The organism is Vibrio sp. 2134-1, from assembly GCF_033339495.1.
This window is the reverse complement of the sequence record NZ_JAWOUS010000010.1, coordinates 14,331-29,646: the sequence shown is the minus strand read 5'-3', so window position 1 is coordinate 29,646 and position 15,316 is coordinate 14,331. Positions and strand designations below refer to the sequence as shown.

Genomic DNA, 15,316 nt, shown 5'->3' with positions numbered 1-15,316 from the left:
TAACAACAACTTCAAACAAATAAATTATAAGATACTGTTTTTTATGCTTAAAGCTTCCATTGGAGGCTAAGCGTGCTCTCTTGAGCGTTTTGTAACCAATTTTAATATTCAGAATAGGTAATTAAAATGATTAGCTATGCCAGTTCTCTCGGCTTGGTGGCATATTTAATTAAACGGTTTAAGTCATGGGAATGTAAGATATACATGAATCATGTCCGTTTGATAATTTGTAACACAATTATTGTTATCAGTTTTATTTTTTCAAAAGTGTCATATTCAGAAGAAGTCTTAACAATCCCTATGGACCTCTCTAAATGGACATATGAGGGAAATAAATTCAAATGCAACTTGTTGCAATCAAATAATGACTATGGGAAGTTTTATTTCCTAGCGGAACCTAATAATAAATTCTATTTTATTTCCGATATAGAATATGAAAACAATAAATGGAAAACGATTGCTTTAACAACTCAAAATGCTCCTTGGAGTAATGAGCTTTATAGAAAAGAATTTGGCTCCCTTGAATTTACTAAGCCGTCTCAGCGTTTCATCTTTAATAAAGGCGCTGAAGAATTCATGGATTCAATTGCTTCGGGTAGTTGGGTGACGCTGTCACTTAAAGGAAGTAATGCTTCCTCTGTTTCAGAGATTGTGATTCCTACTCTTCAAATTCAAAACGCATTGAAATCATTTAATGCGTGTCGCGCGCGATTGCCTAAATTGTCTTTTTCAGAGGCAAGGGATATGGCGCTCTCATTTGAGTTTGGTCAGAAGACGTTAAGTCGTGGACAGAAAGCAACACTAGAAGCGCTGTATAGCTATGTATCTGTGGATGATCGAGTGACCAAAATCCTCATCGACGGTCACACCGATAACGTTGGTTCAAGTTTAACGAACCTTTCTGTGTCACGTACTCGAGCAGAGCAAGTCACCAACGCTTTGATTGAGCTTGGGGTCGACGAGTCGATGATCGAAACACGAGCTCATGGTTCGCGTTACCCAATTGCCAGCAATAACTCGGTTAATGGCCAAGCAAAAAACCGACGTGTCACCCTGCGTTTAGTGAGGGACAACGAGTATACGGCTACGAAACACCACCCAGATCTACAATCACAAAATCAACAAACGAAAGTTAAGGTTCAATGATGACGAAAACGAAAATTTTGTTGGTTGAGCCAAATGAAGCTCTTGCTCAACCAGTATTGGATGTGTTGCAAAATGCAGGTTACACCGCGAAACACACTCGTACTGGTCGAGGCGCTTTGCTTGAAGAGCGAGCAGAAATCACTTTAGTGAGCTCTACGCTGCCGGATATGTGTGTTCGTGAGTTTGTCGCGTGTCACCAAAAGCAGCGAAATTCGGGTGTTGTTATTGCGATTGTCGACCAAGAACAAGGCATCTTGGCTGCTGAGACGATGAAAGCGGGCGCTACTGATTATCTATTACGCCCATTTGAATCTAATCAGTTGGTTAATCTGCTTAAACGTGTTGAAGCGTTAGGTAAGCCAATGGCCAACATTGTTGCGGAGTCTTGGAGAAGCAAACAAGTTCTGCAATTAGCGCATCGTGCAGCATGTACTAACGCGAGTGTGCTTATTACAGGTGAATCGGGAACGGGTAAAGAAGTGCTGGCGCGATATGTGCATGAGCACTCTCCGCGTATCAATGGTCCATTTGTGGCGGTTAACTGTGCCGCCATTCCAGAGTCAATGTTAGAGGCTGTGCTATTCGGTCATGTAAAAGGCGCGTTCACCGGAGCGACAAATTCTCAAAGCGGTAAGTTTGAAGAAGCAAATGGCGGGACGATTCTGCTTGACGAGATTGGTGAAATGTCACCTGCGGTTCAAGCTAAATTGTTACGCGTCCTTCAAGAGCGTGAAGTAGAACGTGTTGGTAGCCATAAAGCCGTTCAGCTCGATATTCGTGTTATTGCGGCAACCAACAAAGACTTACGTGAGGAAGTTCAAAAAGGCACGTTCCGTGAAGATCTTTATTATCGATTAGATGTGCTGCCTCTGCACTGGCCGCCTTTGCGTGAAAGAAAAGAGGACATTCTACCGATTAGCCAATTCTTTATTGAAAAGTATCAAGATAGCAGCCGCTGTCACCTATCCCAAGATGCGATTAGTGCGCTGAGTCAGTATCACTGGCCGGGCAATATTCGTGAGTTGGAAAATGTCATTCAACGCGCTTTGGTCATGCGTCATGGTGATTACATTACAGCCCATGACCTGATGCTGCCTATTGAGCTTGTCGCGTCAGTTCCTACAGCAGAGCCAACTTCAAGTTTTGGTCATGTAGAAGCGAAGAAGCAAGCTGAATATCAGTTTATTTTGGAAAAGTTACGTCAGTTTGGTGGAAACCGAACGAAAACCGCAAACGCGCTTGGAGTCTCTACTCGAGCGCTACGCTACAAGCTCGCAGCAATGCGAGAACATGGTATTGATTTACAGTCGGCACTAGGCTCGGCTGCCTAATAGGAGAAAAAATAGATGGCAAGTCAACCTACTCATGCGGTCTCGGCAGAGCAACTTATGTTGTCAAAAATGCAGGCGATGCAGGCACAAGTGCAGCCGCCAGAGTTTATCGTGAGTGCAAATCCTTTAGATCAACAATCACTAAACGCACCTTTATCGTTCTCACAAGCGATGACAAATGTGTTGGATACAGTGAATCAACATCAATCAGTGGCTAGTCAAAAAATGACGGCCGTAGAAACAGGAAAAAGTGATGACCTAGTTGGTGCAATGGTCGCGAGCCAAAAAGCCAGCTTGTCCTTTAATGCTTTGATGCAAGTGCGCAACAAAGTCGTGACCTCATTTGAAGATATTATGAAGATGCCGGTGTAATTCATGTCAGAACTAACCCCCCAAGTCGCCGGAAACACAGCTATGGCTACCGGCACAGCACAGACATTTTCTACTGCCAACGGCATGGACGATGTGACAACGAAGCTGAAGCAAATCTGGTCTAGCAGTCAGAGAAACTTAGTGCTATCTGCGGTGTTAGCTGCGATTGTTGCAGCGATTATTGTGGTTGCACTATGGAGTTCCTCGCAGAGCTTTCGTCCGCTATATAGCCAGCAAGAGCGTTTTGATATCGGCGAAATTGTGTCGGTATTAGAAAGCGAAGGCGTAAGCTACCGCATGCAAGAGCAAAATGGACAAGTTCTTGTACCAGAAGGTGAGGTTGCGAAGGTACGCATGTTGCTTGCATCAAAAGGTGTTAAAGCTAAGCTGCCGACAGGTTTGGATTCGCTCAAGGAAGATAGCTCTCTTGGTACGAGCCAATTTATGGAAACGGCGCGTTATCGTCATGGTTTAGAAGGTGAGTTAGTACGTACTATCATGTCTTTGAACTCAGTAGCGAACGCGCGTGTTCATTTAGCAATACCTCGTCAAACTCTATTCGTCCGCCAAAACAGTGAGAATCCTTCAGCATCTGTCATGCTTGAGCTCAAACCTGGTGAAGACTTAAAGCCTGAACAAGTTGAAGCGATCATTAACCTAGTGGTCGGCAGTGTCACGGCAATGAAGCCAGAATTTGTTTCTGTCATTGACCAGTATGGCCGTCTTCTTAGTGCGGATGTCGCTTCTGCGGAAGCTGGTAAAGTAAATGCGAAATATCTTGAATACCAGAAGAGTGTTGAAAAACAGATCATCCAACGCGCAGCAGATATGCTTACGCCGATTGTGGGGCCGAGTAACTTCCGAGTACAAGTCGCTGCCGATCTGGACTTTAGCCAAGTTGAAGAAACACAAGAAATTTTGGATAACGCACCGGTTGTGCGTAATGAGCACACCATTCATAACAACTCGGTTGATCAAATTGCGTTGGGTGTTCCTGGTTCTCTAAGTAACCAACCGCCAGTGACAGGATCTGGTGAAGTGGAAACGAACGATAGCCAAAACACGAATGCGCGATCTGAAGTGAATCGTCAATATGCTGTAGGGAGCAGTGTTCGTCGTACTCAATACCAACAAGGCCAAATAGAAAAGCTTAGTGTATCGGTTCTGTTGAACTCCAAAGCTTCGCCAGATGGTGTGGCGTGGAGTGAAGCCGATAAAGAGCAAATCTCAAACATGATCATGGATGCTGTTGGTATCTCTGCCACACGAGGTGACAGCTTAAGTTTAATGAGTTTCAACTTCACCCCAATCGAAATTGATGCTCCTCCTGCACTGCCGTGGTGGCAAGACCCTACAGTACAGCAGCCAATACGCTACGTTATTGGTGGCTTGTTAGGCTTGGCGATGATCTTCTTCGTACTGCGTCCATTAATCATGCACCTAACTGGCGTTGATAAACCTGTGCCTGAGCTAAATTTTGCTGAGCCTCAGGAAGAGCCTGACTACGAAAACTTGCAAACGCGTGAAGAACGCGAGCATGAAGAAGTACTTGATCGCCGCCTATCTGAAAAAGGCATCTCAGCCTCTTCAGGTTTAGATGTAAACAGCGACATGCTACCACCAGCAGGTTCGCCATTAGAAATTCAATTGAAACACCTACAGCTTATTGCTAATGAAGAGCCAGAGCGCGTAGCCGAAATACTGAAACAATGGGTAAACATCAATGAACACAGTTCTATCAAAGCAGACGCTTAGTTATGTTGAACAAACCGCGCTCGTGCTATTAGGCATGGGCGAGGATGCCGCAGCGAAGGTTTTGCAACACTTTAGCCGTGATGAAACCCAGCGTGTGACTCGTGCAATGGCGAAGTTAAATGGCATTAAGAGCGATTCTGCTCGTGGTGTTATTCAAACTTTCTTTGAAGATTTCCGTGAGCACAGCGGTATTCGAGGAGCCTCGAAGGAATACCTATCTAATACATTGCGTAAAGCATTGGGTAACGATTTGGCAAAAGGGTTATTAAATACCTTATATGGCGATGAAATTCGCAACAATATGCAGCGCTTACAGTGGGTGGAAGCAGAAACTCTCGCTCGTTTCATTGTGAACGAGCACCCACAAATGCAAGCAATTTTTCTAGCGTATTTGCCAGCAGACAGCTCTTCAGCGGTATTGAAGCACTTGCCACAAGATTACCATGACGAAATCTTGTTCCGTATTGCTCAATTGCAAGATATCGATCATCAAGTTGCCGTTGATTTGCATGAACTCGTTGAGCGTTGCATCGAAAAAGTATCCGCAAGTCAAAGCACGCCGTTATCAGGTGTTAAACAAGCAGCAGATATCATTAACCGCTTTGAAGGTGACCGTGGTTCATTGATGGAAATGCTGAAGTTGCATGATGAAGATGTTGTTAATGCAATTGAAGAAAACATGTTCGACTTTATGGTTCTTGGCCGACAACGCGAAGAAACTATGGACATGTTGGTGCAGCAAATCCCGCTAGAGTTGTGGGCAGTTGCGCTAAAAGGTTCCGATATTACCTTACAACAAGCTATTAAGCGTTCAATGCCGCAACGTATGGTGAAAGCGCTAGAAGATGACATGGACGCACGCGGCGCTGTTGCGTTAAGTCGAGTTCAAAAAGCACGTCAAGACATCATGCAAATGGTACGTGAGCTGGATGAATCTGGTGAAGTTCAGCTGCTTCTCTATGAAGAGCCAACGGTGGAGTAAGGTCATGCTAGAGATAAAATCAAGTACTATGCGATTGCCTCCGAGCGGGTATCGTTTACACCGTTTTCCTCCTTTAGCGCAACCTAAGACTATCGAAGACGAATTCGGGCTAGATAACCAAGGCTGGCAAGAACCTCAAATTGATATCCAACAGCAACTTGAAGAAGGTTTTCAACAAGGTTTGCAACAAGGACATGAGGAAGGCTTACGCCAAGGTATCGAACAGGGCAAGCAACAAGGTCTGTTGGAAGGCCAAAAAGAAGGTTTCCAAAAAGGCTTTGTTTCCGGTGAGCAGTCTGGAAAGCAAGGCTTTTTGGAGGCGGCGAAGCCTGTCAATGAACTTTTTCACGCGCTTTCTCGTTGGCAGGATGAAAAAGAGCAGCAACAACGTCATATGATTTGTGAACTGGTACAAAAGGTAGCTCAGCAAGTGATTCGTGCCGAGCTCACTTTAATGCCTCAGCAGATCCTAGCTTTGGTGGACGAGACATTGTCTGCCATGCCTGGTAAAGCGGAAACAGTAACTGTGCATTTAAATCCGCAAGATTTAGAGCGCATTACTCACATCAATGCTGATTTGCCGCAATCTTGGAAACTGGTCCCTAATACGGAGCTTCCTATTGGTGGCTGTCAGTTAGTGACTGATGACGCAGAAGCGGATGCGAGCTGCGACTCTCGCTTGGAAGCCTGTATGGACAATGTAAAGCAACACCTTTTGGATGAAGTCAGTATTCCACAGGTAGAGTCTGAGCATGAGTAATACCCTAAGCCATGAACTATTAAGTGAGCGTTTGAGCGAAGCCTTGGCTTCGCTCGATTCAATCCCTGTTGCTCGCGTAACAGGGCGATTGATAAAAGTAAACGGCCTAATGTTACAAGCCGTAGGGTGTCGGTTTAAGCTTGAGCAGCGTTGTCTCGTAGAAACCGCGGAAGGCGATATGATCGAAGCGCAAGTTGTGGGTTTTGAACACACTATTGCTTACCTCATGCCTATCCGCCGTTTAGGCGGTCTGTTTGCAGGTGCAAAAGTCATCCCTCTTGATGGTGACAGTACCGTGCAGCTAAGCTCTCAGTGGTTAGGACGCGTACTGAATGGTTTAGGTGAGCCGTTAGATGATGGGGCACCGCTTAAGGGGGGAGATCGAGTTTCACTTGAACCAAAACCGATTAACCCACTGAAGCGACGCCCAGTTGATACACCACTCAACGTAGGCGTGCGTGCTATTAATGGACTATTGACGGTAGGCAAAGGCCAACGTATTGGTTTGATGGCTGGCAGTGGCGTCGGTAAAAGTGTGTTAATGGGGATGATCACCAAAAACACGGAGGCCGATGTAATTGTGGTCGGGCTTATCGGTGAGCGAGGCAGAGAAGTACGTGAGTTCATCGAGAGAAACTTAACCCCAGAAGCGCGCAAGAAAGCGATCATTATCGCGGCTCCTGCTGATGAATCCCCGCTAATGAGGTTAAGAGCGACACTACTTTGTCATCGCGTTTCAGAGTATTTCCGAGACCAAGGCAAAGACGTTCTACTTCTGATGGACTCTCTAACCCGATACGCCATGGCACAGCGCGAAATCGCTCTTTCGCTCGGTGAGCCTCCAGCTTCTCGTGGTTATCCGCCTTCTGTCTTCAGCGTGTTACCTCAACTCCTAGAGCGAGCGGGTAACAGTGAAAATCAACATGGTAGCTTAACGGCAATTTACACCGTATTGGCAGAAGGGGACGACCAACAAGATCCTGTCGTGGATTCCGCGCGCGCCATCTTAGATGGGCATGTTGTTTTATCGCGTCAACTAGCTGAGCAAGGGCATTATCCCGCGATAGATATCAACGCGTCTATTAGCCGTTGTATGAATACTTGTACGCAGGACGCACACAGCACGATTGCGAATAACTTCCGTCAAATGTACTCCAACTACCTTCAGGTTAAAGAGTTACTGCCATTAGGGGGTTATCAACCAGGACAAGATCCTGAGTTAGATCAATCAGTTGCTATGTACCCAAACTTGCGTGCATATCTACAACAAGCTGCCAACGAGTCTGTAGATTACCCAACCAGTTTGACCGAGCTTGCGCAGCTTTTTCAAAATGCTTAATCAAATGGGAGTGACAAGGCTGAAATGAAATCCAAGTTAAAAGCCGTAGGCAAGTTACAGCAAATGGAAGAAAAACAGCGTGATCGTGTGGGTCAACAACTTGATGCCATGCGTCAGCGTCACTCCCATCTTTCAATGCAATTGGAACAGTTATCGGCGTTGAAAGGCCACGCTGGACAATCAACCCGAACCGGCCCGACGCTGACGAGCGCGGCTTTGATGAACTTTAATCGTGTTGACCAAATGCTACAAAGAATGCTTCGTCACCACGAGCAAGAGCAAGCCGTTATGCAAGCGGAATGTGCATCTGTACAGAAAACACTAGAACACAAGCACGCACGCGTTCAAGGGTTAGAAAAAGTGCTTGAGCGTTGGCGTACTAAGCAGAACTATGAAAAAGCGAAAAAAGAGCAAAAGATGATTGAAGACATCATTAACTCTCGCGTTAAGCGCAAGATATTATGATGTCTTGTTGACGCAACTAGGAGCGTGAATCATTTCTGCGGTGTCTTAGCCAACCAAACCAGCCTCCAAGCATGATCAACCCTGATCCGAGACCACCGCCGCTGCCGTTATCGTCAAAGCCCGACGTGTTAGTATCTTCTGGTTCAAAGCCGGAATCGCCTTCACTATGATAATCTTCTGTACTTGCTAGGAGGGCGTTATAACGAGTTTTCACTCCCGAACTGGTTTGGGCTTCAATCCACGTTGTATAATTTAGAACCTCAGTAAACACACTCGGAATCGCAGCAGATTCACAAACAGAAGAACCATAGCTAACAATACCGATTTGCTGATACATGCCATTATTGTCTTGATAAGTGAGAGGACCGCCTGAGTCACCGCGGCAGATACCAGTGTAGCTTCGCTCAGGAAATCCATTCGCGCACAAACTTTCCTGAGCATTAAACCCTGTTACCAGCGAAGCGCATTGGGTGTCGGTAAGGGGTTTTACTTCTGCCCAGCGTAAATAGTTTGGCCCGTTTTCATCACTAGTCGAGGTCTGACCTAAACCGAATATCTGATAAACCGTCTTGCTGCTGTAGTCTCCAAAGTCTTGCGGTAAAGTGATGGATTGAACGTTATCGGTAATAGGGCGAGTCAATTCAAGGACAGCGATGTCATTAATCCATAAATCGCTAGGCACATAATCAGGATGAATCGTGATAGAGCGAACATCTTTGAATTCTTCAACAAACACGTCATTCATCGTAGGGTTTTTGACTAGCACTCGTAGATCGTTGATTGTCCACCCGTCAGTGAAAACGCTTGGTTCTACGCAGTGAGCCGCAGTTAAAATGAAACGGTCGTTTACAATGGTTCCCCCACAAATATTGGCAAACTGATTAGCGCCAGTTTTATGTAGAATAAGACGTGCAAAAAAAGGAAGTTGGTTTTGGGTCGCCTGCTGCCCTCCAATAATTGCCGTGGAGATCCCTTGTTCTGAAAGGCGGTTATCATTTTCTGCTTCTGCGGTCGCACTCAAAGATACTGCAAAACAGAGTGCGCTTAGCCATATTTGATACTGCTTCATAAACCATCCTTGGATGAAAAGTGCTCCTCTAACTTTATACTAGTTTTTCAGTGAATGTGCTTAACAAAAGTTTCTAATAGTTGAATGATTGTTGTAGCCAAGATCGCAACAGATGAAACGATTCAAGCTTTAGCTTGTGTGGCGGGCATACAAAGTAAAGCTGTTGATGAGGATTAATGACGGGTTCACCCAGCTCGATTAGCTGACCATATTTGATGTCATCCTTCACAAACAAGCGATGAGTGACCAATAACCCCAAACGACGAGTTGTGGCCTGGACGGCTTGTATCGACATGTTAAAAGTGATTGGTTTTTTATTTTTAGGTCGCTGGATACCCGTCGCGTCCAGCCACACGTTCCAGTCATTTTTTCTTCGTTCGTTAGTAACTTCAATGATGGGATACTGCTTTAAGAGTTGAGTGATGTTTGAGTCCTTTGTCTTCGCTATCAATTCAGGACTGCACACCAAAACCAGTTCATCTTCACTGAGCTTTTCGCAGTAGTAATCCTGCCATTCTTCGGGATTTCCATGCACCAAAGCCGCGTCGATGCCTTCTTGTTCTAAATTGAATCTGCCAGACAGGTTTGATAAACGAACGTCTAATTGAGGAGCAAACCCTTGTAAATCTGACATTCGAGGAATCCACCAGTGAAGAGCCAATGAATTCACCATATTGAGCGTAACACGTTGCAAATTCTGATCTTGGATGAGTGCTTCCGTTGCATCGACAATTTGCTCTAAAGCGGGTGCCACCTTTCTGTAATACTTCTTACCGTCCGCATTGAGTTGAACTTGTCTGCCTATGCGATCAAACAGAGGCTTGTTGACTTGACTCTCCAGCGATTTAATTGCCTGACTTACGGCTGAGTGGCTTACACTTAATATCTGTGCTGCTTCTGTCATGCTGCCAGACTCAGCTACTGCAACAAATGCGTAGATGGACTTTAAGGGGACTAGTTTCCGCATAATTTAAAAACCGTAGCTGGTGATAGATAAGTTAAACTGTAAGTTTTTCTTACATCAATGGTTAATATTACTCGCTATTTACGATAAGTGATGTCTTTTAAAATGCTCCATATATTAAGGAGTATTGAATGAATGCTGTAAATAAATCTATCCTTTTCATGTTGATGTCTACGTTAAGCTTATCTGTTACTGGACTGTTAGCAAAGCAGTTGTCAGGCGAACTTTCCGTCACACTATTTAGCTTCTTACGTTTTTTGGTGCCTGCGCTTATCTTGCTTATCTTACTTCGTGTGAAAAACCTTACCTTTCCTAAAGCGGGCACGCTAAAGCCTATTTTATTGCGTGCTCTTTGTATCGGTTTGTCACAACTTTGCTTTATCGCGTCATTACAAACGTTAACGCTCGTTGAGGGGGTCGTTTTGTTTGCTACTGGCCCATTATTTATTCCCTTGGTTGAAAAGCTGTTCATGAGGGGGCGCATTCGTGTTTCAACATTGGCGGCTTTAGCAATGGCGTTCACTGGTGTGGTTATGTTGGCGGGCGGTGGAAGTGAGATTACATGGCGAGCGGATTTATTGCTCGGCTTGGCTGGTGGACTCTTCAATTCTGGTTCTCAGCTTACGTTATATAAAGTGAGTAAAACAAATATGTCGCCGCTAGAAATCAACTTTTGGGCGTTTGGTTTTGCTGCCGTATTTCTGTTGCCGCTAACTTTGTTTAACGACTTCGACGTGTTACTTAATATGAGTGTTATTGCGCCTGAGATTTCTTCAAATACGCTGTGGATCGGTATGATGTCTCTGATGATCATTAACACCCAAGTTTTTCGCTCCAAAGCATATAAACTGGCAAGCAGTGGCTCTCAACTTGCGCCACTCATTTTTACTAACTTATTGTTCACTGCGGTTTGGCAGAGCCTGTTTTTTGAAGACCGAATGAGTCAAAGTCAAATTGTTGGGATGAGTTTAATAGTGCTCGCAATCATACTGAACACATGTTGGGTTCGTTTTACGGCGCATCGCAGTGGCGGTTTACAAGCGAGAACTTCTTAGTCTGTCGGAAAATGAAGGGGGCAGGTAGATAAATTGGTCGTGTGGTTTGATTTTTCCTGAGTATGGGCTAGCGTCAAGAAAGGTTCAGGGAGAGAAATCATGCTTACGCTAAATTATTACGTCGAAATTTCGGCGACACCGCAACGAGTGTGGGAAGTGCTAACCGATGTTGAGTTGTATAAACGTTGGGCACAAGCCTTTTCACCGCAGTCTCAATTTGAAGGAGCTTGGGAAGAAGGAGGTGGCATCACTTTTTTTGATCCAGATATGGGCGGGACAAGGGCGATCATAGATACGGTGCTACCGCTTCAAAAACTTGAATTTCATCATGTTGCCATTTTTAATCCGGATAATCGTCAACAACTCGATGCTGACCTAGCATCTAGGTGGATCGGATCGCGAGAGATCTACCAGATCGATACCAACAACGATCGTTTACTACTCAATGTTACCATTCATACTCACAACGACTTTGTTTCCATGTTTAATCACGGATGGGAAAAAGCTTTACCCTTGATAAAAGCCATTAGTGAAGAGCAAGCTTAGGGTTCTTGCTTATCTTGGGCTGACGATGCGTTGCCTGAAGGTATACAATAGCACGCAAGATAGCGCACCTAAGAGAGTGGATGATGGAATTTAAAGTTGATACCCATACACATACGTACGCAAGTGGTCACGCGTACAGTACCTTGATTGAAAATGCAAAGTTGGCAAAAGAGAACGGGCTGGATATGTTCTGCACGACCGATCACGCAGAATCAATGCCGGGTGCGCCTCATTACTGGTTCTTCTCGAACCAGAAAATTCTGCCTCGCTTTCTTGAAGGCGTTGCGATTATTCGTGGCGTTGAATCTAACATTATGAATACCGAAGGCGACATTGATATTCCACTGAGTGTGGACCGCAACTTAGATTGGGTGATCGCGAGTTTTCATGAACCCGTTTTTCGTCCTGCAAACAAGCAAACTCACACGGAAGCACTTGTTAATGTCATTCAGAGTGGTCGTATTGATGCGCTCGGTCATCTTGGTAATCCAAATTTCGACTTTGATTTTCAGACCGTTTTAGCGTGCGCGAAAGAGCACAATGTCGCGATTGAAATTAATAACACCACGCTGAAAGGCAACAGCCGAGTAGGCAGCGTAGACCGTTGCCACGAGATTGCACAAATCGGGAAAGATCTTGGTGTTTTCTTCACCACGGGCAGTGACGCGCATTTCTGTCACGATGTTGGTAATCTGGATTTGGTTGGAGAGTTAATGGACAAAGTGGGTATTGATAGCAAGAAAGTGATTACTCACACCGCTCAGCAGTTTTTGTCTTTCTTAGCTTTGAGAGGCCGTAAACCAATTGCAGAATATGACAGCATTCTCAACGCATAAACTTGATTACATTTAAGGTATGCACCCGACGCCAGATTGCTTTACACTGCGACCCGGAAATACTCAACTAAGCTAGTTTTTCGCCTCTTATGGCGTAGGTTATTTGGGTGAATAAAGCCGACACAGAATTCGGCACTATAAATGGAGAAGTGAAAAATGTTACGTCCTTTAGTCCTAGGGTGTGCGATTGCGTTTGGCTCAACATACGCAATGGCAGAAGCGGTTGATTTAAAACAAAACATGAAACAGATGAAGATGGAATTCAAACAGGCGGCAGAAGCATCTGATGTCGAAACCATGAAATCTGCGATTGATAGCTTGCAAGCGATTGTTGAACAATCTAAGCGTGGTAATTACCCACCAGAGAAGTTTGATACTTACTTAGAAGGCTTTAACAAGCTGACGGTAACGCTAGATAAGATTGAAGCGGATCTTGATGCGGGCAAGCTAGAAGAAGCGAAAGACCAACTGCGTGAAATCGATAGCCTTCGTGAAGAGTACCACGACAAACGCAACCCAAGCATCTGGAGCAAACTGTTTAGCTAACCGTTTATCCAACTTGAAGAAATGACCATCAGCCTGCCACTTCGGCGGGCTTTTTTGTGCCTGTCAATCGAGGTATTCAAGAAAACCTGTGAGGTAGCAGCCACTTATTGATCCTGTTTTTGAGCTACCACTCAGAATTAGTTACGCTGTGTGAAATTTGTTAAGTCACCGTTATGCGTAGATTAATTCCTTTTTACCGCTCGATGTTATTTGCTAGTGCTCTCAGTTGGGTGCTAGTGACGCTGATGCCTGTTATCAATGCTCATGGTAACAGCATGGGCGTGTGGGCGACGCTATGTACGCTTAACGGATTTGAGTTGGTTCAAATAGAAGAGGGCGACAATTCGGTCAGCCACAAAGGTAAGCCTTGTCCGTTTAGCCACTTCTCGACTTTTCATCACGATACACTTCCAACGACACAAATACTCTCAAGACTGAGCTTGGTGATTTCTGACAGCTACGCTTATTTGGCTCTAAGTGTGCGATTTGAAACGCCAGTTCCCAGAGCGCCGCCAGTTTCTCTTTTCTCATAACAAAAACAATTACAAGTAAAGTCACATAACACTGCCACTTCGAGCAGTGGTACTCCCAAATCTAAGTCAAATAGCGCCGCATACGAATGCGTATGTGCAGGATGCGTTTGGCTGAATTTGGGTGTTCAACAATGAAAAAAGGAAAATACACATGTTGAGAAACTCGGCAAAGCCTCAACTCAAGGAAGCCTCACGCGCAAAATCCATCTACTTTATGACGTGGCGATGGCACTTCTACGCAGGTTTGTTCGTCATTCCATTTATGCTCATGCTTTCCCTCACGGGGTTGGTGATGTTGTTTGATGATGAAATCGAACTGGCTCGATACGAAGCGACATTGCAAGTTTCACCACAAGAGCAAATGGTTCCTGTCTCTGCACAATTAGAAACCGTAAAGCAGGCGTATCCCGATTTTAATGTCACTCAATTTGTACCTGCTAAAACGGCCGATATTGCCAACCGATTCTCGATTCAAAACCAAGAAGGCAGCTCGCTGATTGTTGCAGTAAATCCTTACACAGGAGACGTACAAGGCACCATTAATCGTGGTGATAGCATCTATGAACTGATGAACAGCATTCACGGCACCTTGCTCATCGGCGACCTAGGCGACCGTTTAATTGAAATCGCCGCAAGTCTGGGGATTTTGCTGTTGGTGTCTGGTTTGTACCTTTGGTTACCTAGAGACAACGCCAGCCGCGCTGGCTTTTTGAAAATTCGCCTTAACAATGGCCTTCGAATTTTGATGCGTGACCTGCATGCGAATTTAGGTGGTGTGCTGTCGATTGTTCTGTTGTTCTTTTTGATTTCAGGATTGTCGTGGGCAGGGATCTGGGGGGCGAAAATGGTGCAAGCTTGGAATACCTTCCCAACCTATTACACATGGGGTGAAAAACCGGAATCCACACTGACACACAAAGATCTTAACCACGGTGCTTCAGAAGAGATGCCATGGAACTTAGAGCTTGCTGCTGTGCCAGAATCGAAAGATAAGCCCGCTCATGATCATGCCACTATGAAGGAAGAGATGGCATACGCAGGCAACCATGATGCGCTCTCCATTGATGATATCATCCTCAAGGCTGAAATGATGGGCTTCACTGGCTATAAGCTGTTTTTACCACGCTCTGAGACGGGCGTTTACACCGTTGCAGCTAACTCTATGGGCGGCGACATTTCCGACCCAAGACAAGATCGCACCAGCCACTTTGACCAATATTCCGGTCGCTTGTTGGTGGACGTCACATGGCAAGATTACAGTTTGTTTGCCAAGTTCATGGCGGCAGGTGTGTCATTGCATCAAGGTGATGTGAGTATATTGAACAAAGTACTCAACGTAGTGTTCTGTTTGATGTTCATCTTAATCTCAATCACAGGCGTGGTGATGTGGTGGATTCGTAGACCAAGTCGCAGTGCTGCATTGGGTGCGCCACCTAAGTTTCAGCAAGACGGCATTTGGAAGCTTGGCTTAGTAACGTTGGTAGTATTGTGTCTGGCGTTCCCGATGGGCGGTTTGGCGATTGTTACGGTTCTCACTCTGGATTGGTTGTTGTTTAACCGCGTCGAGAAGCTGAAAACGGCGTTGAATTAGTAACAGACAAAGAATGAAATAGTAAA

The 15,316-nt window shown here is 45.1% G+C and carries 16 protein-coding genes; 14 read left to right on the top strand and 2 right to left on the bottom strand.

Annotation, left to right across the window (positions count from 1 at the left end; translation table 11 throughout):
• Positions 1-126: 126 nt before the first annotated feature.
• Genes R7R78_RS12775 through fliJ form a run of 8 tightly spaced genes read left to right on the top strand, consistent with a single transcriptional unit; the run spans position 127 to position 8,150 of the window.
• Positions 127-1,146: an OmpA family protein gene (locus R7R78_RS12775; protein ID WP_213893260.1), complete on the top strand. Its 1,020-nt coding sequence runs from the start codon at positions 127-129 to the stop codon at positions 1,144-1,146.
• Positions 1,146-2,477 carry a sigma-54 interaction domain-containing protein gene (locus R7R78_RS12770; RefSeq protein WP_031778880.1) on the top strand — a complete coding sequence of 444 codons (1,332 nt, stop codon included), beginning with the start codon at positions 1,146-1,148 and terminating at the stop codon, positions 2,475-2,477. Before R7R78_RS12775 ends, R7R78_RS12770 begins: the two co-directional genes overlap by 1 nt.
• Before the next feature lie 15 nt (positions 2,478-2,492).
• Positions 2,493-2,849, top strand: coding sequence for a flagellar hook-basal body complex protein FliE (gene fliE, locus R7R78_RS12765; protein ID WP_005375045.1), 357 nt, complete (start codon positions 2,493-2,495; stop codon positions 2,847-2,849).
• Between the two features lie 3 nt (positions 2,850-2,852).
• The gene (gene fliF / locus R7R78_RS12760) at positions 2,853-4,604 is read left to right on the top strand and encodes a flagellar basal-body MS-ring/collar protein FliF (RefSeq protein ID WP_005384024.1); all 1,752 of its coding nucleotides are present in this window, start codon (positions 2,853-2,855) and stop codon (positions 4,602-4,604) included.
• Positions 4,573-5,586: a flagellar motor switch protein FliG gene (locus tag R7R78_RS12755; RefSeq protein ID WP_005375048.1), complete on the top strand. Its 1,014-nt coding sequence runs from the start codon at positions 4,573-4,575 to the stop codon at positions 5,584-5,586. The genes fliF and R7R78_RS12755 overlap by 32 nt, the downstream gene beginning before the upstream one ends.
• 4 nt (positions 5,587-5,590) lie before the next feature.
• Entirely contained in the window at positions 5,591-6,346 is a 756-nt protein-coding gene (gene fliH, locus R7R78_RS12750) for a flagellar assembly protein FliH (protein WP_064354936.1), read from the top strand.
• Entirely contained in the window at positions 6,339-7,685 is a 1,347-nt protein-coding gene (fliI, locus tag R7R78_RS12745; RefSeq protein ID WP_137283022.1) for a flagellar protein export ATPase FliI, read from the top strand. The genes fliH and fliI overlap by 8 nt, the downstream gene beginning before the upstream one ends.
• A gap of 24 nt (positions 7,686-7,709) precedes the next feature.
• Positions 7,710-8,150 (top strand): flagellar export protein FliJ, encoded by a 441-nt coding sequence (gene fliJ / locus R7R78_RS12740; RefSeq protein WP_005384016.1) that lies wholly within the window; start codon positions 7,710-7,712, stop codon positions 8,148-8,150.
• A 16-nt stretch (positions 8,151-8,166) separates the two neighbouring features.
• Here the strand turns inward: fliJ and R7R78_RS12735 are convergent, their stop codons facing one another.
• Both R7R78_RS12735 and R7R78_RS12730 read right to left on the bottom strand, forming a co-directional pair.
• A complete protein-coding gene (locus R7R78_RS12735) occupies positions 8,167-9,219 on the bottom strand; it encodes a S1 family peptidase (protein WP_225473720.1) in 1,053 nt (350 codons plus the stop codon).
• A gap of 73 nt (positions 9,220-9,292) precedes the next feature.
• Positions 9,293-10,186 carry a LysR substrate-binding domain-containing protein gene (locus R7R78_RS12730; RefSeq protein ID WP_033906699.1) on the bottom strand — a complete coding sequence of 298 codons (894 nt, stop codon included), beginning with the start codon at positions 10,184-10,186 and terminating at the stop codon, positions 9,293-9,295.
• Positions 10,187-10,314: 128 nt separating this feature from the next.
• Here R7R78_RS12730 and R7R78_RS12725 point away from each other — a divergent pair, with 128 nt between their 5' ends.
• The 6 genes from R7R78_RS12725 (at position 10,315) to R7R78_RS12700 (ending at position 15,290) form a co-directional block, all read left to right on the top strand.
• Complete coding sequence (locus R7R78_RS12725) at positions 10,315-11,238, top strand: DMT family transporter (RefSeq protein ID WP_225473717.1); 924 nt, start codon at positions 10,315-10,317, stop codon at positions 11,236-11,238.
• Between the two features lie 99 nt (positions 11,239-11,337).
• Positions 11,338-11,784 (top strand): SRPBCC family protein, encoded by a 447-nt coding sequence (locus tag R7R78_RS12720; protein ID WP_005375065.1) that lies wholly within the window; start codon positions 11,338-11,340, stop codon positions 11,782-11,784.
• Between the two features lie 83 nt (positions 11,785-11,867).
• Positions 11,868-12,620, top strand: coding sequence for a phosphatase (locus tag R7R78_RS12715; protein WP_005375066.1), 753 nt, complete (start codon positions 11,868-11,870; stop codon positions 12,618-12,620).
• A 156-nt stretch (positions 12,621-12,776) separates the two neighbouring features.
• The gene (locus tag R7R78_RS12710; protein ID WP_225473714.1) at positions 12,777-13,166 is read left to right on the top strand and encodes a cytochrome b562; all 390 of its coding nucleotides are present in this window, start codon (positions 12,777-12,779) and stop codon (positions 13,164-13,166) included.
• 173 nt (positions 13,167-13,339) lie between these two features.
• A complete protein-coding gene (locus tag R7R78_RS12705; protein WP_225473713.1) occupies positions 13,340-13,699 on the top strand; it encodes a hypothetical protein in 360 nt (119 codons plus the stop codon).
• Between the two features lie 151 nt (positions 13,700-13,850).
• Positions 13,851-15,290, top strand: a complete 1,440-nt coding sequence (locus R7R78_RS12700) for a PepSY-associated TM helix domain-containing protein (RefSeq protein WP_225473709.1) — start codon at positions 13,851-13,853, stop codon at positions 15,288-15,290.
• The last annotated feature ends 26 nt before the right edge of the window (positions 15,291-15,316 follow it).

Excerpts from the sequence above, each read along its gene's own strand:
- R7R78_RS12775 (WP_213893260.1), top strand. The coding sequence starts at position 127 with ATGATTAGCTATGCCAGTTCTCTCGGCTTGGTGGCATATTTAATTAAA.
- R7R78_RS12770 (WP_031778880.1), top strand. The coding sequence starts at position 1,146 with ATGACGAAAACGAAAATTTTGTTGGTTGAGCCAAATGAAGCTCTTGCT.
- fliE (WP_005375045.1), top strand. The coding sequence starts at position 2,493 with ATGGCAAGTCAACCTACTCATGCGGTCTCGGCAGAGCAACTTATGTTG.
- fliF (WP_005384024.1), top strand. The coding sequence starts at position 2,853 with ATGTCAGAACTAACCCCCCAAGTCGCCGGAAACACAGCTATGGCTACC.
- R7R78_RS12755 (WP_005375048.1), top strand. The coding sequence starts at position 4,573 with ATGAACACAGTTCTATCAAAGCAGACGCTTAGTTATGTTGAACAAACC.
- fliH (WP_064354936.1), top strand. The coding sequence starts at position 5,591 with ATGCTAGAGATAAAATCAAGTACTATGCGATTGCCTCCGAGCGGGTAT.
- fliI (WP_137283022.1), top strand. The coding sequence starts at position 6,339 with ATGAGTAATACCCTAAGCCATGAACTATTAAGTGAGCGTTTGAGCGAA.
- fliJ (WP_005384016.1), top strand. The coding sequence starts at position 7,710 with ATGAAATCCAAGTTAAAAGCCGTAGGCAAGTTACAGCAAATGGAAGAA.
- R7R78_RS12735 (WP_225473720.1), bottom strand. The coding sequence starts at position 9,219 with ATGAAGCAGTATCAAATATGGCTAAGCGCACTCTGTTTTGCAGTATCT.
- R7R78_RS12730 (WP_033906699.1), bottom strand. The coding sequence starts at position 10,186 with ATGCGGAAACTAGTCCCCTTAAAGTCCATCTACGCATTTGTTGCAGTA.
- R7R78_RS12725 (WP_225473717.1), top strand. The coding sequence starts at position 10,315 with ATGAATGCTGTAAATAAATCTATCCTTTTCATGTTGATGTCTACGTTA.
- R7R78_RS12720 (WP_005375065.1), top strand. The coding sequence starts at position 11,338 with ATGCTTACGCTAAATTATTACGTCGAAATTTCGGCGACACCGCAACGA.
- R7R78_RS12715 (WP_005375066.1), top strand. The coding sequence starts at position 11,868 with ATGGAATTTAAAGTTGATACCCATACACATACGTACGCAAGTGGTCAC.
- R7R78_RS12710 (WP_225473714.1), top strand. The coding sequence starts at position 12,777 with ATGTTACGTCCTTTAGTCCTAGGGTGTGCGATTGCGTTTGGCTCAACA.
- R7R78_RS12705 (WP_225473713.1), top strand. The coding sequence starts at position 13,340 with ATGCGTAGATTAATTCCTTTTTACCGCTCGATGTTATTTGCTAGTGCT.
- R7R78_RS12700 (WP_225473709.1), top strand. The coding sequence starts at position 13,851 with ATGTTGAGAAACTCGGCAAAGCCTCAACTCAAGGAAGCCTCACGCGCA.